18 protein-coding genes and 1 tRNA gene are annotated in these 26,921 nt (G+C 56.1%); 13 read left to right on the top strand and 6 right to left on the bottom strand.

The genetic code is table 11. The features are described 5' to 3' along the window. Positions 1-49 precede the first annotated feature (49 nt). The 13 genes from thrS to KVG91_RS03060 all read left to right on the top strand — a co-directional run bounded on the left by thrS (position 50) and on the right by KVG91_RS03060 (position 13,603). The gene (thrS, locus tag KVG91_RS03120) at positions 50-1,972 is read left to right on the top strand and encodes a threonine--tRNA ligase (protein WP_025857830.1); all 1,923 of its coding nucleotides are present in this window, start codon (positions 50-52) and stop codon (positions 1,970-1,972) included. Beyond that, a complete protein-coding gene (gene infC / locus KVG91_RS03115) occupies positions 1,972-2,523 on the top strand; it encodes a translation initiation factor IF-3 (protein WP_015884933.1) in 552 nt (183 codons plus the stop codon). The genes thrS and infC overlap by 1 nt, the downstream gene beginning before the upstream one ends. A 59-nt stretch (positions 2,524-2,582) precedes the next feature. After that, positions 2,583-2,777 carry a 50S ribosomal protein L35 gene (gene rpmI, locus KVG91_RS03110; RefSeq protein ID WP_002553160.1) on the top strand — a complete coding sequence of 65 codons (195 nt, stop codon included), beginning with the start codon at positions 2,583-2,585 and terminating at the stop codon, positions 2,775-2,777. Positions 2,778-2,806: 29 nt separating this feature from the next. Beyond that, positions 2,807-3,163: a 50S ribosomal protein L20 gene (gene rplT / locus KVG91_RS03105; protein WP_003234252.1), complete on the top strand. Its 357-nt coding sequence runs from the start codon at positions 2,807-2,809 to the stop codon at positions 3,161-3,163. Positions 3,164-3,271: 108 nt separating this feature from the next. After that, a complete protein-coding gene (gene pheS, locus KVG91_RS03100; protein WP_169378247.1) occupies positions 3,272-4,288 on the top strand; it encodes a phenylalanine--tRNA ligase subunit alpha in 1,017 nt (338 codons plus the stop codon). 26 nt (positions 4,289-4,314) lie between these two features. Then, complete coding sequence (gene pheT / locus KVG91_RS03095) at positions 4,315-6,693, top strand: phenylalanine--tRNA ligase subunit beta (RefSeq protein ID WP_169378248.1); 2,379 nt, start codon at positions 4,315-4,317, stop codon at positions 6,691-6,693. A 3-nt stretch (positions 6,694-6,696) separates the two neighbouring features. Continuing rightward, entirely contained in the window at positions 6,697-6,999 is a 303-nt protein-coding gene (ihfA, locus tag KVG91_RS03090; protein ID WP_002553164.1) for an integration host factor subunit alpha, read from the top strand. Beyond that, entirely contained in the window at positions 6,980-7,336 is a 357-nt protein-coding gene (locus KVG91_RS03085) for a MerR family transcriptional regulator (RefSeq protein WP_169378249.1), read from the top strand. Before ihfA ends, KVG91_RS03085 begins: the two co-directional genes overlap by 20 nt. A gap of 90 nt (positions 7,337-7,426) precedes the next feature. Further along, positions 7,427-7,503: transfer RNA gene (locus KVG91_RS03080), tRNA-Pro, on the top strand. 511 nt (positions 7,504-8,014) lie between these two features. Then, entirely contained in the window at positions 8,015-9,217 is a 1,203-nt protein-coding gene (locus tag KVG91_RS03075) for an MFS transporter (RefSeq protein ID WP_169378250.1), read from the top strand. A gap of 171 nt (positions 9,218-9,388) precedes the next feature. Further along, entirely contained in the window at positions 9,389-11,740 is a 2,352-nt protein-coding gene (locus KVG91_RS03070; protein WP_225926941.1) for a membrane-bound PQQ-dependent dehydrogenase, glucose/quinate/shikimate family, read from the top strand. A 102-nt stretch (positions 11,741-11,842) separates the two neighbouring features. Continuing rightward, entirely contained in the window at positions 11,843-12,853 is a 1,011-nt protein-coding gene (locus tag KVG91_RS03065) for an alpha/beta fold hydrolase (protein ID WP_169378251.1), read from the top strand. A gap of 147 nt (positions 12,854-13,000) precedes the next feature. Next, on the top strand, positions 13,001-13,603 hold the full coding sequence (locus KVG91_RS03060; protein ID WP_169378252.1) for a TetR/AcrR family transcriptional regulator: 603 nt from the start codon (positions 13,001-13,003) through the stop codon (positions 13,601-13,603). Between the two features lie 151 nt (positions 13,604-13,754). Here the strand turns inward: KVG91_RS03060 and KVG91_RS03055 are convergent, their stop codons facing one another. The 6 genes from KVG91_RS03055 to KVG91_RS03030 all read right to left on the bottom strand — a co-directional run bounded on the left by KVG91_RS03055 (position 13,755) and on the right by KVG91_RS03030 (position 26,851). Next, on the bottom strand, positions 13,755-14,963 hold the full coding sequence (locus tag KVG91_RS03055; protein ID WP_169378253.1) for an MFS transporter: 1,209 nt from the start codon (positions 14,961-14,963) through the stop codon (positions 13,755-13,757). A gap of 158 nt (positions 14,964-15,121) precedes the next feature. After that, positions 15,122-15,820: a 4'-phosphopantetheinyl transferase family protein gene (locus tag KVG91_RS03050; RefSeq protein WP_169378254.1), complete on the bottom strand. Its 699-nt coding sequence runs from the start codon at positions 15,818-15,820 to the stop codon at positions 15,122-15,124. A 47-nt stretch (positions 15,821-15,867) separates the two neighbouring features. Next, positions 15,868-17,571 carry an aldehyde dehydrogenase family protein gene (locus KVG91_RS03045; RefSeq protein WP_169378255.1) on the bottom strand — a complete coding sequence of 568 codons (1,704 nt, stop codon included), beginning with the start codon at positions 17,569-17,571 and terminating at the stop codon, positions 15,868-15,870. Beyond that, positions 17,568-18,449 carry an SDR family NAD(P)-dependent oxidoreductase gene (locus tag KVG91_RS03040; protein ID WP_169378256.1) on the bottom strand — a complete coding sequence of 294 codons (882 nt, stop codon included), beginning with the start codon at positions 18,447-18,449 and terminating at the stop codon, positions 17,568-17,570. The genes KVG91_RS03045 and KVG91_RS03040 overlap by 4 nt, the downstream gene beginning before the upstream one ends. A gap of 39 nt (positions 18,450-18,488) precedes the next feature. Next, positions 18,489-19,664 (bottom strand): FAD-dependent monooxygenase, encoded by a 1,176-nt coding sequence (locus KVG91_RS03035; RefSeq protein WP_169378257.1) that lies wholly within the window; start codon positions 19,662-19,664, stop codon positions 18,489-18,491. Between the two features lie 20 nt (positions 19,665-19,684). After that, complete coding sequence (locus KVG91_RS03030; protein WP_169378258.1) at positions 19,685-26,851, bottom strand: non-ribosomal peptide synthetase; 7,167 nt, start codon at positions 26,849-26,851, stop codon at positions 19,685-19,687. Positions 26,852-26,921: the final 70 nt, after the last annotated feature.

Here is a 26,921-nt window from a genome sequence, read left to right as displayed (position 1 = left end):
CCAACCCACGTGACCTTTGGTAGGGGTCACCACTAGGAGAGGAGGCGCCATGCCAACTATTACTCTTCCCGACGGCAGTCAACGTTCATTCGATCATTCGGTTTCCGTCGCCGAGGTCGCCGCATCCATTGGTGCCGGCCTGGCCAAGGCCACCGTGGCCGGCAAGGTCGACGGCAAGCTGGTCGACGCCAGCGACCTGATCACTTCCGATGCCAGCCTGCAGATCATCACGCCCAAGGATCAAGAGGGGTTGGAGATCATTCGCCACTCTTGCGCGCACCTGATTGGCCACGCGGTCAAGCAGCTGTACCCCACCGCGAAAATGGTGATCGGCCCGGTCATTGAAGAAGGCTTCTATTACGACATCGCCTACGAGCGTCCTTTTACGCCGGACGACTTGGCCGCCATCGAACAGCGCATGCACGCACTGATCGAGAAAGACTACGACGTGATCAAGAAGGTCACGCCGCGTGCCGAAGTGATCGACGTGTTCACCGCGCGTGGCGAAGACTACAAGTTGCGTCTGGTGGAAGACATGCCGGACGAGCAGGCCATGGGCCTGTACTATCACGAAGAATACGTCGACATGTGCCGCGGCCCGCACGTGCCGAATACGCGCTTCCTCAAGTCGTTCAAGCTGACCAAGTTGTCCGGCGCCTACTGGCGTGGCGACGCGAAGAACGAGCAACTGCAACGGATCTATGGCACCGCCTGGGCCGACAAGAAACAGTTGGCCGCCTACATCCAGCGCATCGAAGAAGCCGAGAAGCGCGACCACCGCAAGATCGGCAAGCGCCTGAACCTGTTCCACCTGCAGGAAGAAGCGCCGGGTATGGTGTTCTGGCACCCGAACGGCTGGACCTTGTACCAGGTGCTCGAGCAGTACATGCGCAAGGTTCAGCGCGAGAACGGCTACCTGGAAATCAAGACGCCGCAGGTTGTCGATCGCAGCCTGTGGGAGAAATCCGGGCACTGGGCGAACTACGCCGACAACATGTTCACCACCCAGTCGGAAAACCGCGACTACGCCATCAAGCCGATGAACTGCCCTTGCCACGTGCAGGTGTTCAACCAGGGCCTGAAGAGCTACCGCGAGTTGCCGATGCGCCTGGCCGAGTTCGGTGCCTGCCATCGCAACGAGCCATCGGGTGCGCTGCACGGCATCATGCGTGTGCGCGGTTTCACTCAGGACGACGCGCACATCTTCTGCACTGAAGAGCAGATGCAGGCCGAATCCGCCGCGTTCATCAAGCTGACCATGGACGTGTATCGCGATTTCGGCTTTACCGAAGTCGAGATGAAGCTGTCCACTCGTCCGGAAAAACGCGTGGGCTCCGATGAGCTGTGGGATCGCGCCGAAGCTGCATTGGCCGCTGCGCTCGACAGTGCGGGCCTTGCGTACGATCTGCAACCGGGTGAGGGCGCGTTCTACGGCCCAAAAATCGAGTTCTCGCTGAAAGATTGCCTTGGCCGCGTCTGGCAGTGTGGTACCCTGCAGCTCGATTTTAACCTGCCGATCCGTCTGGGAGCCGAATACGTCTCTGAAGACAACAGCCGTAAACACCCGGTTATGCTGCACCGGGCGATCCTCGGCTCGTTCGAACGGTTCGTCGGGATCCTGATCGAGCACTACGAGGGTGCATTCCCCGCGTGGCTGGCTCCGACCCAGGCAGTGATCATGAATATCACTGATAAACAGGCAGATTTTGCCGCTGAAGTTGAAAAAACTCTCAACGAAAGCGGGTTTCGTGCCAAGTCCGACTTGAGAAATGAAAAGATCGGCTTTAAAATCCGCGAGCATACCTTGCTCAAGGTTCCCTATCTCTTGGTTATCGGAGATCGGGAAGTCGAGATGCAGACTGTCGCTGTGCGTACTCGTGAAGGTGCTGACCTGGGCTCGATGCCCGTCGCCCAGTTCGCTGAGTTCCTCGCGCAAGCGGTTTCCCGGCGTGGTCGCCCAGATTCGGAGTAATTATTATTAAGCGTGAAATGAGACAAGATAAACGAGCTGCACCGAAAGCCCCGATCAACGAGAATATCTCGGCACGCGAGGTTCGGTTAATTGGCGCTGATGGCGAGCAGATTGGCATCGTCTCGATTGATGAAGCGCTTCGTATTGCAGAAGAGTCCAAGCTGGACCTGGTGGAAATCTCCGCCGATGCAATCCCACCTGTTTGTCGGGTGATGGACTACGGCAAATCTATCTTCGAAAAGAAGAAGCAGGTTGCCGCAGCGAAGAAGAACCAGAAGCAGATTCAAGTAAAAGAAATCAAGTTTCGTCCAGGGACGGAGGAAGGGGATTACCAGGTAAAACTGCGCAACCTGGTACGTTTCCTGAGTGATGGGGACAGGGCCAAGGTATCCTTGCGATTCCGCGGCCGTGAGATGGCCCACCAGGAGCTGGGGATGGAACTCCTCAAGCGGGTTGAAGCTGACCTGCTTGAGTACGGTTCGGTCGAACAGCATCCTAAGATGGAAGGACGCCAGCTTATTATGGTCATCGCCCCGAAAAAGAAGAAGTAATCAACAGGGCACGGCAGGCCTTCTGATTATGTTTATCAACTGAATGCGGAGTACCGAACATGCCAAAGATGAAAACTAAAAGTGGTGCTGCTAAGCGGTTTCTGAAAACTGCTAACGGCATCAAGCACAAGCACGCTTTCAAGAGCCACATCCTGACCAAAATGTCGACCAAGCGTAAGCGTCAATTGCGCGGTAGCAGCTTGCTGCATCCGTCTGACGTGGCAAAAGTCGAGCGCATGCTGCGCCTTCGTTAATTTTGGTTCAAGAATAGAGGAAGTAACTCATGGCTCGTGTAAAGCGTGGCGTCATGGCCCGTAAGCGTCACAAAAAAATTCTGAAACTTGCTAAAGGCTACTACGGCGCGCGTTCACGCGTGTTCCGTGTTGCCAAGCAAGCGGTAATCAAGGCAGGCCAATACGCCTACCGCGACCGTCGTCAGAAAAAACGTCAGTTCCGCGCTCTGTGGATCGCTCGTATCAATGCTGGTGCACGTGTTAACGGTCTGTCCTACAGCCGTTTCATCGCTGGCCTGAAAAAAGCGTCCATCGAAATCGACCGTAAGGTTCTGGCTGAACTGGCCGTGAACGAAAAAGCGGTGTTTGCCGCGATTGTCGAGAAAGCTAAAGCCACCTTGGCTTAAGTACCCCCGACAGTCACCAGGGCTGCTTCTGTAGCCCACGGTGGTAAACGTCATAAATAGGGGAAGAGCCTTCAAGCTCTTCCCCTATTTTGTATCTGGAGTCTGTACATGGAAAACCTGGACGCGCTCGTTGCCCAAGCCCTTGAGGCCGTGCAAAGCGCTGAAGATATCAATGCCCTGGAGCAAATCCGGGTTCACTACCTTGGCAAGAAGGGCGAATTGACTCAGGTGATGAAGACCCTGGGGAATTTGCCGCCTGAAGAGCGTCCGCAAATCGGTGCGCTGATCAACGTCGCCAAGGAGCGTGTCACAGAGGTGCTCAATGCGCGCAAGGCGTCGCTCGAGGAGGCCGATCTTGCGGCCAAGCTCGCCGCCGAGTCCATTGATGTGACCCTGCCTGGCCGTGGCCAGGCCTCGGGCGGCCTGCATCCGATCACCCGGACTCTGGAACGTATCGAGCAGTTCTTCACCCATATCGGCTACGGCATTGCCGAAGGCCCTGAGGTCGAAGACGACTATCACAACTTCGAGGCGCTCAACATCCCAGGCCACCACCCGGCCCGGTCGATGCACGACACCTTCTATTTCAACGCGAACATGTTGTTGCGCACCCATACCTCGCCGGTACAGGTCCGCACCATGGAAGCGAACAAGCCGCCGATCCGCATCGTCTGTCCAGGCCGTGTGTACCGCAGCGACTCCGATATCACCCACTCGCCAATGTTCCATCAGGTGGAAGGCCTGCTGGTGGATCGCGATATCAACTTCGCCGACCTCAAGGGCACCATTGAGGAATTCCTGCGGGTGTTCTTCGAGAAGGAGCTGGCGGTGCGTTTCCGTCCATCGTTCTTCCCGTTCACCGAGCCATCCGCTGAAGTCGACATGGAATGCGTGATGTGCAGCGGTAAAGGCTGCCGCGTCTGCAAACAGACCGGCTGGCTGGAAGTAATGGGCTGCGGCATGGTTCACCCCAACGTGCTACGCATGTCCGGCATCGATCCGGAAGAATTCTCGGGCTTTGCCTTCGGCATGGGCGTTGAGCGTCTGGCCATGCTGCGTTACGGCGTGAACGACTTGCGTCTGTTCTTCGACAACGACTTGCGGTTCCTCGCGCAATTTCGCTAGTCGTAACGAATCTTTAGGAGAGCAGGATGAAATTCAGTGAACAATGGCTGCGTGGCTGGGTAAGCCCGCAGGTAGGTCGCGACGAGCTGGTTGCCCGTCTGTCGATGGCCGGGCTTGAGGTCGATAGCGTTACACCGGCCGCCGGTGTTTTCAGTGGCGTTGTGGTGGGCGAGGTGCTGAGCACCGAACAGCACCCGGACGCCGATAAATTGCGGGTGTGCCAGGTCAGCAACGGCGCCGAAACCTTCCAGGTCGTGTGCGGAGCGCCGAATGTGCGCCCGGGCCTGAAGATCCCGTTCGCCATGATCGGTGCCGAGCTGCCGGGCGACTTCAAGATCAAGAAGGCCAAGCTGCGTGGCGTTGAGTCCAACGGCATGCTGTGCTCCCAGGCTGAACTGCAGGTGGGCGAGGGCAATGATGGCCTGATGGAGCTGCCGGCCGACGCGCCAGTGGGCCAGGACATCCGTGTTTACCTGGAACTGGAAGACGCCAGCATCGAGGTCGACCTGACCCCGAACCGTGGCGACTGCCTGTCCCTGGCGGGACTTGCCCGTGAGGTGGGCGCGCTGTACAACGCTCCAGTCACCCGTCCTGTCGTTGCCGCCGTGGCTGCCGTTCATGACGAAGTACGCCCGATCGAAGTGCTGGCACCCCACGCCTGCCCGCGTTACCTGGGCCGCGTAATCCGCAACGTCGACCTGTCCAGGCCGACGCCTCTGTGGATGGTCGAGCGCCTGCGTCGCGCCGATGTGCGCAGCATCGACGCCGCCGTCGACATCACCAACTATGTGATGCTGGAACTGGGTCAGCCGTTGCATGCTTTCGACCTTGCCGAAATCAACGGCGGCATCCGTGTGCGCATGGCTGAAGAAGGCGAGAAGCTGGTGCTGCTCGACGGTCAGGAAGTCAGCCTGCGTGCCGACACCCTGGTCATTGCCGACCATTCCCGCGCCCTGGCGATTGCCGGCGTAATGGGTGGCGAGCACAGCGGTGTGTCCGCGACTACCCGCGACGTATTCCTGGAAAGCGCGTTCTTCGACCAGATTGCCATCGCTGGCAAGGCTCGTTCCTACGGCTTGCACACCGATGCCTCGCACCGCTACGAGCGTGGCGTGGATTGGAAGCTCGCCCGTGAAGCCATGGAGCGTGCCACCGGCCTGCTGCTGGAAATCACCGGTGGCGAAGCCGGCCCGATTACCGAAACCGTCAACGAGCAGTACTTGCCGTCCGTTGCGCCGATCACCCTGCGGGCCAGAAGCGTTGAGCAAATGCTCGGCCTGGTGATCGAGCCGGTTGAAATCGAGCAACTGTTGTCGGCCCTTGGCCTGGGTATCCGCGCGAGCGGGGAAGGGCAATGGCAGGTTGAAGTACCAAGCCATCGCTTCGATATCAGCCTGGAAGTCGACCTGATCGAAGAGCTGGCGCGCCTCTACGGCTACAACCGCCTGCCGGTTCGTTACCCGCAAGCGCGTCTGGCGCCACAGCCAAAGGCCGAGGCGCGTGCGCACCTGCCTGAGCTGCGTCGTCTGCTGGTGGCCCGTGGTTACCAGGAAGCGGTGACCTACAGCTTCATCGATCCCAAGCAGTTCGAACTGTTCAATCCTGGCGTCGAGCCGCTGTTGCTGGCCAACCCGATTTCGAACGACATGGCCGCCATGCGTTCGTCCTTGTGGCCTGGCCTGGTGAAAGCGCTTTCCCACAACTTGAACCGTCAGCAAGACCGCGTGCGCATGTTCGAAAGCGGCCTGCGTTTTGTCGGCCAGCTTGGCGACCTGAAGCAAGAGCCGATGCTGGCCGGCGTGGTCTGCGGCAGCCGCCTGCCTGAAGGTTGGGCGCAGGGGCGCGACGCCGTCGACTTCTTCGACGTCAAAGCGGACGTGGAGGCGGTGCTGGGCTTTGCCGGTGCGCTGGATGCCTTCACCTTCGTACCGGGCACCCACCCGGCATTGCATCCAGGCCAGACGGCGCGCATTGAGCGCGAAGGTCGCCTGGTTGGCTTCGTCGGTGCTATTCACCCCGAGCTGTCGAAAACCCTTGGCCTGGACCGTCCGGTCTTCGTATTCGAACTGGTCCTGGCCGAAGTGGCTTGCGGCAAAATGCCCAAATTCAGCGAGCTGTCGCGCTTCCCCGAAGTGCGCCGCGACCTGGCCCTGATTGCCGACCGTGAAGTGGCCGCCACTGCGGTCCTGGACGTAATTCGTGAAAATGCAGGGGAATGGCTGACAGACCTCAGGCTATTTGACGTCTATCAGGGTAAAGGCATTGATCCGCATAGAAAAAGCCTTGCAGTTGGCTTGACCTGGCAGCATCCATCGCGCACTCTTAACGACGATGAGGTGAATACTACGACACAAAATATCCTCACCTCGCTCGAACAAAGGTTAAACGCCACGTTAAGGAAGTGACGTATGGGGGCTTTGACGAAAGCTGAGATGGCGGAACGTCTGTACGAAGAGTTGGGTCTGAACAAACGCGAGGCCAAGGAATTGGTCGAGCTGTTTTTCGAAGAGATCAGACACGCTCTGGAAGACAACGAACAGGTCAAATTGTCCGGCTTCGGCAATTTTGACCTGCGGGACAAACGCCAGCGGCCTGGCCGCAATCCAAAAACGGGAGAAGAAATCCCGATCACGGCTCGCCGTGTGGTCACCTTTCGTCCAGGGCAGAAGTTGAAGGCCCGAGTTGAGGCTTATGCTGGAACCAAGTCATAACGACGAGCTACCCGTCATCCCAGGCAAACGCTACTTCACCATTGGTGAAGTCAGCGAGCTCTGCGCGGTAAAACCGCACGTGCTGCGCTATTGGGAGCAGGAGTTTCCTCAACTCAACCCCGTCAAACGCACCGGGAACCGTCGGTATTATCAGCGCCAGGATGTGCTGATGATCCGACAGATTCGTGCATTGCTGTACGACCAGGGGTTCACCATCAGCGGCGCGCGGCAGCGCATGTCCGGCGATGAAGCCAGAGACGACACCACCCAATACAAGCAAATGATCCGCCAGATGATCGCCGAGCTCGAAGATGTGCTGGTGGTTTTGAAGAAGTAACTCAGGCTTTAAAAATACTTCCACATTTCAAAAGCTTGCGGTATATTCCGGTTCGCTTCGTTAAGAAGCGAACCCAGTAACACGCCTAGTCGGGGCGTAGCGCAGTCCGGTAGCGCACTAGCATGGGGTGCTAGGGGTCGAGTGTTCGAATCACTCCGTCCCGACCATATTTCCTGATTAAAATCAGACAGTTAAGCCGATCAGCTAGATCGGCTTTTTTGTGTCTGCGTAAAACCCGCGCAAAACTGCCCGGTGATTGTAAGGCGGTGTCGGATTTGGCACCGCAAGTAAAGTCTTCACAATGTTCGCAGGCGTTCATGGCTTAGCTGGCGGACTCTTCATCAGTTTATCCCTCGGCACTTTCCCGCGTGAGTCTCAAGCACGCTCGCCAGCGCAGAGGTGCGCTGGTCTCTTATCAAATTTCGTAAGGCCGAGCGGCCAACAATGTTGGCTGCGCTTTGAGGTTGCCTTGGCTCAGAGCCGGAACGTCAGAATCGTTACCTCCGATTGTTTACATTCATTGCGTATGATAAGTTGAATTAAACATTCATTCAGTATGTATGTTTTCTGGGTTCGTCGCGTTCCCTATCAGCGAACGGTCGCCCACTAGCTTCCCGCGATCAAAGGAACTCGCGTCTTGGGCGAGGCCTGAATTTCATCTAAAGGGATTTAGCAATCATGAGTTCACCTTCAGTCGCTTCGCCTGCAACGTCCCCGCGGTATCCATGGCTGGCAGTGGCCGCCATGGGTCTTGCTACATTTTCGGTTGTGACGACAGAAATGCTTCCGGTCGGTTTGCTGACAACCATTGCTGGCTCGCTTGAAACGTCCACTGGAAGTGCTGGTTTAATGATCTCGTTGCCCGCTTTGCTGGCAGCTTTTTTTGCACCGCTGGTGGTGATCGCAGCAGGCAATCTGGACCGGCGCTGGATTTTGTGCGGCTTGCTCGGCCTGTTGGTAATCGCCAATATTGCATCGGCCCTGGCCCCAGATATGCTGTGGATGCTGATTGCACGTGCGCTTGTCGGCTTCTGCATGGGAGGTATTTGGGCTGTCGCGGGGGGCTTGGCCGCTCGGCTGGTCCCGGCACACGCAGTGGGTCTGGCCACCTCCATTATCTTTGGCGGGGTCGCTGCGGCATCCGTACTGGGTGTGCCGTTAGGCGCGTTGATCGGTGATTTTGCCGGTTGGCGTTGGGCTTTCGGCTGTATGGCTATCTTCAGTGCCGGGGTGTTGTTGATTCACCTCTTCGCCATTCCCGCTTTGCCTGTTCACCACTCAGTCACCTTGCGCCAGTTCGCTGAACAGTTTGCCAACCGCAAGTTGCAAGCCGGTCTGGCACTGACCATCTTGTTGGTGGCCGGGCACTTCATGGCATTCACATTTGTCCGTCCGTTGTTGTTATCGGTCTCCGGATTCGATGCTCAATGGATCGGCGCGTTGCTGTTCGCCTATGGTGTTGCGGGCATCATTGGCAACTTCCTGGCGGGTATTATCGCCGCGCGTCGCACGGCCCTGACCCTGGTCTTTATCTCGCTGGGATTGTTGTTGGCGCCAGTGCTGTTCCTGACGATCGGAGACTCCCATGTGGGGGGCGGCTTAGTGTTGCTGGCCTGGGGGCTGGCCTACGGTGGCGTGTCGGTGGGCCTGATGACCTGGATGATGAAAGCGGCGCCGCATGCAGTGGAAATCGCTACTGCGCTTTATGTAGGTGTATTCAATATCGGTATTTTTCTGGGGTCGTGGTCGGGTGGGCAGGCGGTAGACAGGTTCGGTCTGGCCACCAATCTCTGGTTGGCCGCAGGTTTGGCCACAGTGGCACTGCTGCTGACGTTCGCGATCCGTTCAAGTGGCAAAAAAGCTCAGGCAATTTGCCCATAGGCTGGGCCCGAAAGGGTTTCGGTTGTTCGATTGGAAACCTATCCCCCCTCGTTTCACGCACGACTGTGATGGGGGGGAGGGTGCACGACGGTAAGTGGTCAAAAAACCTTGATCAATAACCATAGGCATCGCTGGCAGGAGAAGGGCGGTATGCGGGTTATACGGATTGCAATGCACACCGTGGCAGGCTTATTCGCGCTTGGCGCCGGTTTTTTGTTTTTGGGCGGACTGTGGTTGATAGTGCTTGGCGGGAGCTGGTTCTACGCAGTGGCAGGTTGTCTTCTTGGCTACGTTTCCTATTCGCTTATCAAACAGCACGCTCACGCTTTCAGCACGGCAATCGTCCTGTTGATTTTCAGTGTGATTTGGGCGCTGCTGGAGGTGGGCCTGGACTACTGGCAGTTTGTGCCGCGGGTGTCCTTATTTTTAGGCGTGGCTTGTGTTGTTACGTTGTTTTACGCGCAGCTTAGAACTCATGACGGCGTGCAAGGTGGACGCAAGATGCGAACGCCAGCGTCGATTGTGTTGTTCGGCATCGCGTTTGTCGGCATCGGGGCTGGTTTCTATCCGCATGCATCAGTTGTTTCAAAAGGCGTGCTGACGGCTGAGGGAGCATCCAGCGCCAACCCTCCTGTGGAACACGCAGTCAATCAGGATTGGCCTCAATATGGGCTTAGTGCACGGGGCACTCGATATTCAGAACTTGCTGAGATAGAGCGTTCGAACGTAACGGATTTACAGGTCGCCTGGGAGTTTAAAACCGGTGATGTACCCACCGCAGAAGCTGCCTTTCAGGGCACCCCGATAAAGATAGGCGACATGCTCTATGTCTGTACGCCCTACAGTAAAGTTATGGCGGTCGACGCTGAAATCGGTGTTGAGAGGTGGCGATTCGATCCACAAGTAGTTTCAAAAGAATGGCAGCGCTGCCGTGGCCTTGCGTCCCATTCGGCGCCTGACGACAGCGTCACGGGCAATGTGGATGGCAGCGCGGACGCCTTGTGTAAAACGCGTATTGTACTGACTACCCTCGATGCAAGGTTGTTCACGCTTGATGCCCGATCGGGTGAGGCGTGTCCTGGATTTGGTGAGCACGGTTACGTGGATTTGCTGAAGGGATTGAGCGAAAGGGCTAAAGACTCCTATTTCCCTACGTCAGCGCCCCTTGTTGCGGGTGACGTCATTGTCACCGGCGCGCGTATGCAGGATTGGGCCAGTGGTGGCGAGCCATCGGGTGTTGTGCGTGGTTGGGATATTAAGTCAGGACGGCTTGTCTGGGCATGGGACCCGGCTGCTCCCAAGAGGGGGCATCCGCTCCCGGAGGGGGAAACTTACGCGGATGAGACCCCCAATTTCTGGGGCACCGCCTCCTATGATTCTGAACTGGGATTGATCTACGTACCGACGGGTAATCAGACTCCAGATTTTTGGGGCGCTGATCGTTTACCGTCATCTGAAACGTACAATGCTTCAGTCGTCGCCATTGATGTGAAAACCGGGATTGATCGTTGGCACTTCAGGACGGTCAATCATGATCTCCATGATTATGATGTTGCCGCGCAGCCCATTCTTCATGACCTTGTAATGGGGAATGGAGAAAGTACTCCGGTCGTGATCGTTTTGACAAAAATGGGGCAAGTTTTTGTTTTGGATCGCCGTAATGGTCGTCCTGTTCTCCCCGTTGAATCACGTGCGGTCAGTGTGGAGGGTGCGCCTGTCGGCCAACATCCATCCGCTGTCCAGCCTTATTCACGAGCGTCACTTGACTACGGTCCGCTCACAGAAAAAAGTATGTGGGGGATCACCGCGCTTGATCAGCTGTATTGCCGCATTCAGTTTAAGCGTATGCATTGGAAAGGCGATTTCACGCCGATAAGCACACAAAAAACAATCATGTACCCCGGTTATTACGGAGGCATAAATTGGGGGGGCGGGGCGGTTGATGTAAGTTCAGGCCTGCTGGTTGTCAATGATATCCGCATTGCTCATTGGGCCCAATTTATCAAGCATGAGGATGCCCTGGCCGCTGGTTACAATCCTACTGGCGCTGCGGGTAATTACGCCCAACAGCGTGGGGCACCCTATGGCGTCGTTCACGGAATGTTCACCTCGCCACTCGGAGTGCCTTGCACTGCGCCGCCTTACGGCACATTGACAGCAATTGTGCTTCGGTCCGGAGAGATCGCATGGCAAGTCCCCATGGGCAGTACCGAAGACACGCCTTTGTTGGGCGCGATTACCGGATTACGTTTGCCTCTTGGAATGCCCACCATGGGCGGACCTCTTGTTACCCGTGGTGGGGTGGTTTTTTTCTCCGGTTCGATGGATCACTACCTCAGGGCCATGGATAGCGGGACCGGGAAGGAACTCTGGAAAAGTCGACTGCCCGTCGGCAGTCAGGCGACCCCCATGACTTACCAGGGTGGCAGAACGGGAAGGCAATACGTTGTTGTCACTGCGGGCGGTTCGCAAGGCCCAGAGCAAGAACGCGGAGACTATGTGATCGCCTACCGCCTCCCTTGATCGTTGTGCCGAAGCGGGGCTGCGTATGCAACTTACACATCGCTGCGCAGCGGACCACATCTGCATGTGGAAAAGAGAAAGAGATGAAGGGAAGCACGCACTATGACGTATGAGGTTTTTGAGCTCGGTGACATTCAGTTGCAATCGGGTCGTCGTCTGCGCGAGGCCCGATTGGCATACAAGACCTATGGCCGCCTTAATGACGCAAAGGACAATGTTATTGTCTATCCGACGTCCTTCGCAGCGACCCATGAAGATGCCGCCTGGTTGATCGGGCCAGGTCGCGCGCTGAACTCGGAAAAGTACTTCATTATCGTGCCAAACGCTTTCGGCAATGGCTTGTCCAGCTCGCCCAGCAACACGGCGGCGCCGCAGAACGGTAGTCGCTTTCCACACGTTACGATCCACGACAATGTTGTTCAGCAACATCGCTTGGTTACCGAATTGTTCGGTATCCAGAAAATTCGGATGGCCACAGGTTGGTCTCTGGGCGGAACTCAGGCTTTTGAGTGGGCCTGTGCCTTCCCGGACATGGTTGAGCGGCTGTTTACCTTTCAGAGCGCAGCACGCACGTCACGTCATTTGTATGTGTTTTTTGATAGCGTGCGCGCTGCGATCGAGCTGGATGCCGACTTCCGGGAGGGGTTTTACACGCTGCCACCGCAACGCGGCTTACGTGTTGCCGCGCGTGTCTATGCTGCCCTGGGGCTGTCTCAGGCATTCTTCCGCGACCGATTGGATGAGACCGCACTGGGTTACGCATCCATTGAAGACTTCCTGATTGATTTCTGGGAAGGGTGGTTCCTCAAGCGAGATGCCAACGACATTATTGCGCAACTCTGGAGCGGACAGCATGCAGACATCAGTGCAAATGCCCGTTACCAGGGCGATGTCAGTAGGGCATTGGCTTCGATCACCGCCGATACGCTGGTGATGCCTGCATCGAGCGATCTGTACTTCCCTGTCCGAGATGCCGAACACGAGGTCAGTCGGATACCCAAGGCCGAACTGCGCATATTGGAATCCGTCTGGGGGCACGTCGCTGGCGAAGGCCTGAATGATGCGGATACCTGGGTGATTGAACAGGCGATGATTAAACTTCTCGCACGCTAGCGCATATGGCGCTGTTTCACGGGGCACGGCGTGCTTGTTATCGAAGTACGCGAAAGTGACAATAGACACAGGCCGCATGTATAGCTGCGCCTATTCATGACTTCATGGACATCACAGGTCACGCCGCCTTCAGTGAGGAGATAACCGATGGTTCGCCGCACCCGCGCCGATATGGAAGAAACCCGTGCCCTGTTAATAGCCAAAGCGCGAGAGATGTTCAGTGAGCGAGGCTATGCGGACACCTCAATGGATGAGCTGACGGCTCAGGCGAGCCTGACCCGTGGCGCGCTCTACCATCACTTCGGTGACAAGAAAGGCTTGCTGTCAGCAGTCGTCGAGCAACTCGACGCTGAAATGGATGAGCGTCTGCAAGCCATTACTGACACTGCAGCAGATGCCTGGGACGGTTTTCGCCAGCGCTGCCGTGCCTATCTGGAAATGGCCCTGGAACCACAAATCCAGCGGATTGTGTTGCGCGATGCCAGGGCAGTACTGGGCGGCACCTCACCCGATGCACAGCGTCATTGTGTAGAGTCGATGCAGCGGACGATTCAGGTCTTGATCCAGCAAGGTATCGTGGTGGATGTCAACCCTCAGGCGCTGGCGTTGCTGATCTACGGCAGCCTTGCCGAAGCCGCGTTCTGGATTGCAGATTCGGAAGAGGGCGATAAGCGACTTGCGCAGAGTGTGGTCGCGCTTGAGTTGCTGCTGAGGGGCATCCTGGTTAAACCAAAGGCCGACCCCCAGTAGATGAGTTCGTCGCCAGAAGCAGGGGCACGCGCATCATCATTTGCTTAGCGGATCCAAGTGCACATCGCGCTAGGATTAAGAAACGAAAGCCACTCTATTGAGTGGCTTTTTTCTGCCGGTCATTCCAAGCGAAGTGCTTTAGCGTCGAGACTCACACGGAATACGCTCGCGTAAGCGAGTGTTCTCGCATCCGGCGGTGTCCCCAGACAGCCACCAGCAGTACCGCCGCTCCGGCTGCCAGAGCAACGTTGAATCCATAGCGAGCCCCTTCCATATCCACTAACTGGCCCGATGCCGCGGCACCCATTGCCACCCCGACATTCAAGCCCGCCAGCAACCAGGTCATACCTTCAGTCAATTGTCGTTCCGGTACGATTCGCTCAACCAAGGACATCGCTACGATCATTGTGGGCGCGAAGAATAGTCCAGCCACCAGTACCGCTGCGGACAGGCCGGCAATATTGCCCGCCATCAACAAGGGCAGTGTGGTTGCTGCCGTAGCCAGGCCACCCAACAGCAAGAGTGTGTGGAGCGGTGTTTTCAGTTTCAGCGCACCGAACAACAGGCCAGCGGCGCACGAGCCGATGGCATAACAGGACAGCACGATACTCGCGGCTGCCGGACTCCCCATCTGTTCAGCGAATGCGACACTTACGATATCAACCGTTCCAACGATGACGCCCATTGCGACCATCAGCAATGTTAATAGTCGCACGTCCGCCAGGCGAAAGATGGAGGCCGTTCTCGTTCTCTTTTCTTCGGCGGATTCCACTGGCGGCTCGGTGGATACTTGGGCCGCCAAAGCAAGCGTACCAATCGCCAGCATCACAACGGCCGCCAGCGGTCCGGCCTGGGGAAAGACGGCCACGCTCAATCCCACGGAAATCGGCGGCCCTGCGATAAACGTCACTTCGTCCAGTACGGTTTCGAGGGAATAGGCTGTTTGCAGGTGGGGCTCGCCTCGGTATATCGCCGTCCACCGGGCGCGAACCATGGCCGACATGCTCGGCATGAAGCCCGCTAACACTGCCGCCAGGAACAACGTCCAGTCAGGCGTGTGCCAGTAGGTGCAAGCCAGTAGTAGAAGCAGACCCACTACACTGAGACCAGCAGACAATGGCAGTACCCGGCGTTGACCATAACGATCCACCATTCGTGAAACCTGCGGTGACATCAGTGCATATGTCAGGACAAAGGTGGCAGAAACCGCGCCAGCCAGTGCATAGCTGCCACGCAACTGCGAAAGCATCGTGATAATGCCGATACCTGTCATCGGGAGCGGTAAACGGGCTAGTAGGCCTGCCAGGGAAAATGCCCTGGTGCCCGAGGCTTGAAACAGTATTCGGTACGGATTAGCCATGTTCGATACTCCTTATCGAGTGAGTAAAGCGTGTCTGACAGTCGTTGAATCGGGAGTTTACATTCACTGCGTATTATTAAAATCGTATAATCATACGAAGTGAATGTAAATGATTGGTTGGGCTGGCGCGCAAGCTCCACGGAGCCTTAAACTTCTGCTCAAGGGCGCCCATAGCTGAAATCAGGCACATAGAGTTGCGAGTCCAGTGTGGGTAACGCCTGTTTGCGGGGGAGGGCGAGCAGAGTGAGCAGGGTACCGGCGTGTACGGACCACAGGCCACGGAACAGGGTGCCGTTCTCGAATCGGTCGCTCACCCGGTCGGTGACGAGGCGCAGCGTAAAACACCCTTCGTCATCCCAGGAAGTGAGTTCGGATTCAGTAAATTCCATGTCGGTATGGCACAACGGAAACAGCGTCTTGAACAAAGTTTCTTTGGCTGAAAAACACAAGTAGAAGAACGTCAGCGCCCGTTCCCTGTCCATTTTTTTGAACTGGTTCAGCTCGGGCGGAGAAAGAACGTGATTGGCCATTTGTTCAAGTTCTGCGTGCTCAACCATCGGTTCAGCATCCAGGCCAATTGCGAGATAACGCTCCGCATCGCCCACACATGCCAGTGCGCACTCTTGAGTGTGGGTGATCGAACCCTTGAACTCCTTTGGGAATTTTGGATAGCGAGAGGGCTTGGCAATAGGCGGCCACACGCTATCGCCACCCAGTGCCTGAAGCGCCGCAGCCGAACAGATTCGGCCGGCTGCGAACTCCTTGCGTCGGGATGTCATGGCGCACGCCAGCCACTCCTCTGCCTGCGGCATATCGCGCTCGACGACGTCCTTTACCTGAATTGAAAACAATGCCATTCGAGGTAACGCCGGGTAGTTGAACGGCCATATGCGAAGAGCTGAACTCATGGCGTGCAGACCACGGTTCTGTCTTCTGTCATGCGCAGACGAGAATGGTAAAACCCTGGCGCTCCATAAGTGACATCTGAGGATGAGTTAACCGCGCCGCCGTGGATGTCAGTAAACACCGAACACTGACTGATGAAATAGTTACCGCAGAAATTTACGGACAGCAGGGCGCCAATGTCCGCCGAAACACACTTCATTGCCTTTTCAACATTTGCATCAATGGCGTAGAGCCCCAGTCCCAGCACACCAAACTCTTGGCCGACGTAGCTGAGTTCGCGGGCAACGGTCTTGAGGTCATCTTTGACGATAACAAAGGAGACCGGGCCTGCGACTTCGCTGGCGTAGTAGTCGAGACTGCTTGAAAAACCCGGTTGTACCGCAATCACAGAGGGCGTCAGTACCTGGGCATCAGCAAACTCAGGATCCTGCAGCAGCTCGCAATGGCGCAACACCTTGGCAAATCTGGCACCTTCGCATTGTCGAATATCGGCGACGGTTTGTTTGCCGATGATGACCCCGAGCAGATCACGTGGTGGCTGAAATCGTTGCAGCAATTGATCGATCCGAGCCACCAGGTCGCGCTGGAATACGTCAACCGTGATGATCTTGTCAGGTAACTGAATGCCGTCCTTGAGCACGTAGATGTTCTGCGGCGACGTGCACAACTGCGCTGAGTAAGAGCACAGACCGAATGCCAGATTCTCGATCATGCCATCGTAGTTGTCCGTAGAGTGCACAAACACGGAGGTTTGGGCGCTTTGCTGGGTCATGACGCGGGCGTGCCATGCATGCTGACGCAGCCATTTGCCAAATTCGGATTTGCCCATGTAATCAATCAGCTTCACCGCACGATGCTGCGCAGCCTTCCTGTAGTCAGCGTCGTTATCAGAGCAAAACAGGTTGATGATGTCTGCTGAAACACCCGCTTCGGCGCACACTGATTTAATCGCTTTTACGGTCAATGCCAGCGGCAGGATAGCTTCGGAGTGAGGGATGACAATGACAGGGCAACCCGCAGCCAATGAGGCGAAAACGCACGGGTATGCCCCCCAGGTGGGTGCGACCCGACCCGAATACACCAGAGAAAGGCCCGCAGGCTTTGGCTGGAAGTTGCGCAAAATACGCTGTGGTTGCGCGTCCCCTACGGTGAGTTCGGAGTCCACCTGTTGGGTCAGTTCTGCCGTTATTTGACAAATACGGGCAACGGATTCAAGCGCTCGTGCCTGGGCGTGAACAGCGTTCGCATGAAAGCCCATGAAGAAACCATGGCCACTGGTATGCATACCCACCTGAGAGAACAGGAACGTGTCTGCATGAATTCTCGTGATTGCTTCGCACAGCAATGCACTACGAAGCTCAACACTCAGGTGCTCCCATTTGCTCATCGAACGATTGGCCTTTTTAACCAGGCTATCGAAGTGTTCGGCACGGTATGAAATGCCTAATGGAAAGCCATAAGGCGACGTCTCCTTACCGACTCTCTTCTCCCCCAGGTCCGCTGAGCTGCGACGGTCGATCTGAAACTTGGAGTCGAGCAGGCGCTTGAACCTGATCTCCCCCTGTTCGATTTGAGCATGCTCGTAGTTCGTCAACTCATCGGAAAACGGGCTATAAGGCTGCCTGGAGTTCACCGCGACAATCGCGCTATTCATCATTGACCGATGCTGATCACGCCACATCTTCAATCTGCGTATGTTCATGATGCCTGGCCGATCTTTTGAGCTGATCCAAAGTCCGTCCCGGTAGGCATCTGGGCCGCAAACATCGCATCGAGTTCTGCGGTTGTGGCTGACTTTGCCATGTCCACAAAACTTTGTGCATCATTGCCCACGCTGTATTGAGCCAGAGGCTGCGCAGTCGTCAGCACGTCAAGGATGACTTCAGCGAAGTCGGCTTCGCTGGTGGTGGCAGCGCGGGCCAGCGCTTCGCTCTGCTTGAGAAACTCGGTGAATGAGCGAGCGTATATTTGCCTCGCCTCGCCGCTGACCTGATTCATGATTTCCTGGCCGGTTGCGAGGAACTTATCCCAGATAGGGGTGTAGATCGCGCCCGGCTGTACCACGCTGACCGTGACGCCAGAGTTGGCCAGTTCTCTACGGAGTGCATCAGTGAATGCCATTTTTGCAAACTGAGCGATGGAGTACGCACCCAGGTAAGGAACCGCAATGCTTCCCAGGCCGGACGTGATGTTGATGATGCGCCCGCAGTTTTCACGTAGCAGAGGCAGCATGGCCTGAGTGACCTGCAGTTGACCTATGACGTTCGTGTCAAGTTGTCGGCGCAACTCTTGCGGGCTAAGCATCTCGAGTGGGCTGGGCACGCAAATGCCGGCGTTGTTGATCAGGCCCCACAGAGGGTAGGCAGTGTTCTTTGCCGCGATTTTTTCCAATGCCTGCGCGACCGACGCCTCGTCGGTGATATCGAGTCTGACTTCCTCCACATTGGCTTGCCCGTTAAACACGCCGCGAATCTCCCTTGCGGCAGCGAAAACATGAAAGCCGTTGCGAGCAAGCATCAAGGCTGCCGCATGGCCCAGACCCGAAGAAGCACCGGTAACAAGTACGCTTTTCTTAGACATGACAATCCCTTATCTGGCTGAAAATTTCCGTTGGGTGACTTATTGGGCGTGTACTGCAAAATCGTCGAACAGCATTGACGCCTGCAGTCGTTCTCGCATGGTTTTTGCCGGCGCGAGCAGCATGCCAACGTCGCGTTTCAGTCGAGGAAGGAATTGGTCGTATTGCTCGACATCGCTCAGCGCCCTTGATGCGTCGACGATGGCTTTAGCCCGGGGTTGGCGGATCGACTCATATCGTCGCAACGCCGCTTGATGGTCTGTCGACGTCGACAGGACATGCCCAAGCACGGCTGAGTCCTCTATGGACAAGCCCGCGCCCTGGCCCAGGCTTGTGAGCATTGGATGAGCTGCATCGCCGAGTAACGTTGCGCGCCCCTTGGACCACGTCGCTGGAAAGGACCTGTCTTTTGCATCGACCGTGATGATGGCTTCGTTGGGCGTGGCGTGAATAATGTCGGAGACGATGGTTGGCCATCCCTCATAGACCTTGGCAACGTCTGCGCTTGTGCCTGACCAGCCAACAGCCTCCTGGTTCGACATATTGGCTGTTCCCCACCAGTAGACCCATCCACCTCCGATATCAATGATGCCAATCCGCTTGCCCTTGCCCCAGTAGTGCACGACATAGCCAGGGGTTATTTGCGGATGATCATATTTGACCAGTGCGAGCCAGCAGATGTATCCAGCCTCTTGTACCTGGCTGGGTATCCCCATCGCATCGCGCACCGCGGAATAGTAGCCATCAGCGCCGACCAGGATGTCGCCTGAGGCCTTGGACCCGTCTTCGAAGGTCACGTGTACAGCGTCATCCGTTTCGTCGTAGCTTGCAAATCGCTTTGCGTGTCTGATGTCTACCTCCCCCAGGTTGTCCAGCAAGGCGGTTTGCAGTTGCTGTCTGGAAATGCAGACGCTGGGAGAACCTTGCTCCTCGGCAATTTCCTGGAACGGAAGACGTTTGAGGAGAAATCCGGATTTATGACGGATCTCGAAGTTGCGAATTTCGGCTCCGTAGTGCTCCAGCCCAAGATCTATATCGAGCAACTTTTTCATTGCCGCGCTGGCGTTCGACATCACCGAGAGACCTGAACCGGTGGCTCTCATGCTGTCAGCCTTCTCGAAAAGACGCACTGACCATCCCACTTTTTTCAAGGCGGCTGCACACGATAAGCCGCCGATTCCGGTTCCGATAATGAGCGCAACAGGTTTGGTTTTCATGTTTTGACCCTGATCCATAGTTATCTGATTTCTTCAAGAATTGCCGTGACGAGCGCACCGACAAAAGGTTCTTCCATGATGGTCAAATGGTCACCGTCAACCTCAATCAGCTTGATCGTCCCCGAGGTTTTGGCTGCCCAACCATTGAGTGGATCGTTGTATTCACTGCGGATGGTGTCGTGCATATCCCGAAGAATAGGGGGGAGCGGTTCAATTGCCCGGATCAGGGTGATATCCAGTTCCGGGTACTTCGCCTCGTAGTTGTATTGCGTTGCCGCTTCCCAGTTAGTGCGATACACCTCGAACAGCCGCTGCATGACGGCTTTGGTACTACCGGCCGGAATCGCCCCAATGGAGATTGCGTGATCGGTGATGAAGTCGAAGCGCTCCTGAAGCGTGGCGATATGATCAGGCACAATTTGGACGGGGAGCTCGGAGCCTCTCGATGTCCAGAGCAGTTCCCAAAAAAACCAACTCAGCAATGCGTCATCACTGGCTTTGCCTTGGGCCTGTGAGCTAAGTGCCATGGTGTCCAGAATCAGTACATTTGCGACGCGCTCGCCTGCCCGTATCAACTGCTGGGCTATCTCAAATGCAATGAACCCACCGTAGGACCAGCCACCGATGACGTACGGACCTTCGGGCTGGATTCGACGCATTGCTTCAATGTACAAACTTGCTTGTGCCTCGACAGACGGGATGGGCTCAGAGCCTGCATCGACCCCCGAGGCCTGCAGTGCATAGAGTGGCTGTTCGGCGGGTAAATGCGGAAGCATGCGCAGGTACGAGAGAATATTGCCGCCCATGGGGTGGACAAGAAACAACGGTGTGCGCTGCCCGGTTTCGCGTAGCGGCACCAGTGGGTCGAACGTGAATGCGCCACCGCCTTTTTGAATCAGCACGCTGAGTTTTTCCATGGTCGGTGCACTGACAAAGGAAGACAGGGGCACGTTGATTCCGTACAACTTCTCAACCAACACAACCAAGCGCATTGCTGTCAGCGACGTGGCCCCGCAATCGAAGATGCTCTGTTGGGGGTAGATTTTCGGAGTCTTCAGAAGCTCGGCTGCCAACTGGCATAGCTTCATTTCGTACTCGCCGCTCGGCTCCCGGTAATTCACAGCGTTCCCCAGCTGGACGTTCAGCGTGCGCAGCGCAGCGTCATCCCTTTTGCCGCTTGGCGTGGTCGGCATCTGCGCGATCCAGGCCATGTGAGTTGGCAGCATGTACGTCGGCAATTCCTCGCTGAGGTAATGCCTGAGCTGGGACAGCACCACCTCGTCTTGCGACCCGCTTCCTGTCAAGTAAGCGACCAGGTAGGCGTCGTGCTCATCACGCGGCTTCGCGATTACCGCCACGTCAATGTGTTCGTTGCGGGTTTCAAAAAAGTTCAGGACTTTGAGTTCGATTTCCGACAGTTCAATTCTGTAGCCACGCACTTTGACCTGGTTGTCATTCCGGCCAAGGCTGATAACGGTGCCGTCGGCGCATTTGATACCGACGTCACCGGTTCGATAAAACAAATTGCCGGGTACATGATCGTGACGGATGAATTTCTTATCTGTTTCTTCTGGGGCTTTGTAGTAACCAGACGCCAGTGCGTCTCCGTAAACGCAGATTTCTCCCGGTACGCCATCGGGAATAACGTTGGCAGCGTCGTCAAGAATGAGGATGCCAACTCCGTCAATCTCGCTACCAATAGGAGGTAATGCCGGGAAGTAATCAGGGTTACCGCTCATGCTGTAGCGGGTCACCACATGGGTTTCGGTTGGGCCGTATTGATTTTCCAGAATCCCCCCGCGCAGATGTCTCATCAGTGCGCGAATCTCCTGGGTGACCCGCAATTGCTCGCCTGACGAGCCGACAACGCGCAGGCTGCCAGGAAACAGATCAAGGGCGACAGCCGCTTCCGCGAGTTGCTGCAGGGCGATGTAAGGCATGAATACGCGTTCCACGCACTTGCGATCCATAAACCTGAGCAGGGCCGAGGGATCACGGCGTTCCTCTTCGCTGATCAGGTGCAGCGTCGAACCCGCGCTTAGCGTTGAGAAAATTTCCTGGAACGAAACGTCAAAACTGAGCGGCGCGTACTGGAGCGTCGAGCCAACGGCGCCACTTGCCGATTTGTTCTGCCAGCCGACCAGATTCGCCAGTCCTCTATGGGGCATTGCGACCCCTTTAGGTGTGCCTGTAGAGCCTGACGTGAACAGAATGTAGGCGTTGTCGGTCGACTCAATCGCGATGTCTGAACAGCTGGCCTCGACCGTTTGTAAAAGGTCATTGGTGAGATCCAGGCGCACAGTACTGTCAGGTAGTTCGTTAACGCATGACCGGGTGACGACTACTTTTGGCGCTGCGATTTTCAGGATCAGTTCAATGCGTGCGGCGGGATAAGACACGTCGATAGGTAGGCAGATGGCCCCTGATCGCAGGGTTGCCAAGGCTGTGGCGATCTGTTCGAACGAGCGTGGCAATGCCAGGCCGACAACGTCCTGGCGCTGTACGCCTTTACTGCTGAGCAGAGACGCAATTCTGCCGGCGGTGTCCCAGAGTTGTGCGTAGGTCCACTGGGCATCTTCATAGGTAACTGCAACGGCCTGTTGCTGATGACGCACGGCCTGAAGGATCTGCGCAGGCACGGGAATGAATGCGTCCCTGGCCGGGCCCGAGGCGAGATAACCGGATTGCGCAATCGGCGACCTGAAGAGCGCTTCTGCATGGGGTTGAAAGGCCAGGCGTTTCAGCGCGTCATTGAAAAGCCGCGCAAAGACTTCACCTTGTTCGCGTGCATAGATTGCTCCGTCCATATCCACACGGATGGCGACCTCGGCTCCCGAGAACTCGCGCATGACGTTCACAAGGAGGGCAAAACTGGTCTCTTCCTGCGGATCGAAGGCTGCGATCTCGATGCCGGTTTGTGCGGCGACTTCCTCCAGTACATGGAAGTGGATGTAGTTGAATGCTGTGCTTATGGATACGCCTGCATTGTCTGTCTGAATTTCACTCAACGGGAATCGACGATGACGGTGGCTCGCCTTCTCGTGTCTGAAGATTGACTCAACCAGTTGTTGAGCGCTGACTTCGGCCAGGTTGACTCGCAACGGCAATGTGTTCAGAAACAATCCGAGAAGGTGTTCTGCGTGCCGGATCTCTGGGCGTGCGTGGGTCACAACACCGGTTAGCACGTCTCTCGTATTGCTCATTGACGCTATCGCCGAACAATGGGCAGCCAGGTAGAACGTCTTGATGGGCAGGTGAGAGCGTTTTGCCAGTTGCACCAATGCGTCATCAAGAGCGGGTTCAACAAAAAATCGGTACGAGAACATCCCGCTGTCCGCGCGCTCAAGGTGCGCCGCGAGTCCAATCGGCAGGGTGTTGGTAGCGCCTTCCAGATGGCCCTTCCAGTAGGCTCGATGCTCGCTACTATTTATTGCAGCGAGTTCGTCCTGAACAAACAGCGATGGGTTCGGTAAATCGTGGGTGGGATAACCCAGGCCTTCATCATTACCCCTCGCATAACAGAGGAGCAGTTCGCGAATCAGGTTCGCGACGCTACCTCCGTCAAGGATTGCATGATGGAAGCTGAGCACCAGGTCCAGAGGAGCGCCTGATTCGTTAATGAAAACGGCTACGTTGAACAGTGGCCCTGTGGCAAACGAATAGTTGTGCGCGGACCACGCCTGCATATGCTTGGCTATTTCCTGCTCATAGACGTTTGCCAGCGGCGTATTGACGGCCAGAACCTCGTCTACCGACAGGTCCTTGTGAATAAGCTGAAGCGGGGTGGAGTATTCGCCGATGTTGAACGTTGTACGCAATGCCGGGTGGCGCTGGATTAAACCTTGCAGGGCTTCGCGGAACTTCTGTTCAGACCAGTCCATTTTCAGGGTGTAACGGAAAACGTCTTTGTAGACCCGGCTTTGTTCTTGCTCTCGGCTATGGAAGAGGAGCCCCAGTTGCAGTTGTGAAATCGGATAGGCGTCTACGGCCAATTCTGCAAGGCGCTTGCGCTCATTGTCAGTCACCAGCTCAAATGCACTCAGTGCCGCCTTGGGCAGGGCCACGTTGTCTGCGGTAAGTTCCAGGAAGCGCCCCAGTTCTCGAACCGTGGTGTGGTCACTCAGATCGGACAAGTTGGCGTCATATCCGTGCTTCTCCAATTCCGAGCGTACCTTCAGCATCAGAATTGAGTCGCCCCCGATGGAGTAGAAATCGTCCTCTGCAATAATGTCCCTCTGACCGAGAATGCCGCCCCAGATATCGCTGACCAGGCGCTCTGTCACACTCAACTCTGCTTTTGGTGTGGTAGTTTGAGTGGTATTGGCCATCGCTAATGCTTGGCCACGGTCGAACTTTCCATTGGGGGTGAGTGGGATATGGTCAAGGGCTACGAACCGGGAAGGAAGCATGAACGCCGGAAGCGCGTTAGCCATTTTCTCACGCAATGAGCGCTCGGTTTGTGGTATGCGACTGACGAACAGTGCCACCAAATGGTTGCCTCGCTTATCGTCCTGCTCAACGACGACTTCGGCATTCAAAATGTTTGGCAAATTGAGCAGCGTGTTCTTGATTTCGCCCAATTCAATACGGTTTCCGCGGATCTTTACCTGGCCGTCCATCCTTCCCATATACAGAATAGAACCGTCGTTTGCCCACGCGGCGAGATCTCCGGTTCGGTACCAGCGACGCCCATCCTCCGGATCGGTAATGAAGCGTTCTGCCGTAAGTTCCGGGCGATTCAGGTAGCCTCTTGCCAACTGCACGCCGCCGATTTGCAGTTCTCCAGGTACGTTGACGAGCTGCCTGACACCATGTTGGGAGACGATACGTATTGACGTGTTGTTGATGGGGTAACCAATTGGCACTTCATCAATGTCCGAGTGGTCCAGCAGGTCCAGCTCATACCAAGTGACATCTACGGTCGCCTCGGTCGGACCATATAAGTTGATCAACCTGGGCGGCTGGGTATCGCCAGTGAACAGTTTGCGGAATTTATTCACGACGGCAGGGGAGAGCGCCTCGCCGCTGGTAAACAGGCAGCGCAGGCTCTGTACGCTGAGCAGTTGTTCTCGATCGTCTGCCAGCGCCTGGATGTAGGGTTCAAACATCGAAGGAACGAAATGGGCCACCGTAACGTTGTGATCGCTGATGGCTCTAATCAGCGCGCGAGGATCTCGCTGAGCCCCTTGCTCCAACAGGGCCACCGACGCCCCCATCATACTCCACCAAAAAAGCTCCCACACTGAAACATCGAACGAGATAGGGGTCTTTTGCAGGATCACATCGTTACTGGCGAGCGGATGAATCTCTTGCATCCATTCCAGGCGATTGATAACCGAGTGATGTTCAATCACGACGCCTTTCGGTCTGCCGGTCGAGCCCGACGTATAGATGATATAGGCGGGATCCTGAGGGCGAGCCTTGCTGACATAATTGACTTCGCGCGCCAGCTCGAAGGGGAGTACGTCGAGATCGAACCTGCGCAGATCATCACTGCTCATGACCTGAGGCAGGTTGGTGATCACCCGTTTCGCGTTGCTATCCTCAAGCATGTACTGAATACGGTCTGCGGGATATTCGCTATCGATTGGCAGGTAAGCCGCACCCGTTTTCAGTACGGCGAAGATCGCTGCCATGAGTTGTGGCGACCTGACCATTGATACCGCAACGACATCACCCGGGCCTACGCCTTGGTTTTCCAGTTCTGTGGCGATCGCCGAGGACCAATTGTCCAACTCGGCATAGGTGAAGGTTTTATGGTCGTGGTCACGCAACGCTATGTTGTAGGGGGTTCGTGCTGCCTGCGCTCGAAAAAGCGATATGACGGTGTCTTTTTCACTGTAAGACTTGGTGGGTCCTTCCTCGAAGGCCCGGAGTGTTTCAGCCTGCTCATAAGTCAGCAGGCTGACCTGGTCCAATGGTTTGTCCAGTTGGGGCAGGAAGCTATCCATCAACTGAAGGAACGCGTCGAGAAACACTGATGCGTGGCACTCTGAATCGAACGCCGCGCTGTTGAGGCAAATTTCCCCACATACGTCGGCGTTTTTTCCGTAGGTATGCAAGTGAATGGCCACCGCGTCTTGTGCGTGAACGTGGGCGGTGCTTTTGTGAGTCGACGACGGCACACCTTCATCTGACTGCGGGTAGCGTAGGTATGAAACCGTCGCATCGAACAGTTGTCGATTGTGGCCAGAACGCGCGATTTCAGAGACCAGTTGCCCAAAGGGAATGGACTCTCTTTCCTTGATAAAGCTGACCTGTCGCTTGAGTGAAACCGCAACGTCTCGAAGCGTGTGAGCGTGGCTGACTTGAATGCTGACGGGAAGCGTGTTGGCTCTTTGGGTGACGGCGGTGATGTCAGCTTCGCCCCGATTGAGGAAGGGCACCCCAAGCAAAAAATGCTCGCTGCCATATTGGCATGACAGCAACACCGCCAATGAGGCGGAAACGGTCATGAAGGGCGTCATGCCGATATCCAGGGCGTGCTGAACGTCTTCGGCCGAGATCGTGAATGTACGACGATAGCGCTGGGATGAGGAGAGCTTCGGACCGGACTTCGAAAAAAGTATGGGGTTCACATCCTTGACTGTGCCAGCTACCTCAAGGATTGCCTGATGAAGCGCTGCACTGTGCAGGGAAGGAGTTTTTGCGGCGTGGTGCTCAACGTAATCGTGAAGGCTCGATTGAGGAAGTGCTTCCCTTCCTTCGAAAACGTTCAAAATCTTTCTGGACAGTACGTCCAATGCCCAACTGTCGACCACGATGTGATGGGCTCGGATCATGAGCATCACCGAGGTACCAACCTGCCCGATAGCCGCCTCAATCAGCGGAGCGTGGGAGAGATTCCATGAGTGGCGGGACCATTCTTCGTAAAAAGCCGCCGAGCCGGATTCGTCGGTGAACTCAAATAGCTCTGCGACGATCTTGCACGATGTTTGTCGTACCGTCGGATGACCATCGTTGTCATGGTACGTCTTGAAGCAAGCGGGCTCAGATCGCAGAACGTTTTCAGCGACGAATTTCAACCTTTCCACGTCGATCAATCCTGGCAGACAAACGCACAAAGCCACGGTGAACTGGTGGCTGTGAGGGGCTTTTTGCGATTCAAACCAGATATCACGCTCAAACGGATTAAGCAGCTGAGCTGTGTGCGAGGCGGATTGTTTTTCGTCTACGGCACTGTTCATCGCGATCTAACTCCCTTTAGATGATTTAAGCGGCAGAAAGCGGAGAGCAGCTGACACGATTGTCAGATTT

Origin of the sequence: Pseudomonas azadiae (assembly GCF_019145355.1) — a bacterium.
GTDB lineage: Bacteria > Pseudomonadota > Gammaproteobacteria > Pseudomonadales > Pseudomonadaceae > Aquipseudomonas > Aquipseudomonas azadiae.
Note: the sequence above shows the minus strand (reverse complement) of the source record. Positions and strands in the feature narration are given on the sequence as shown.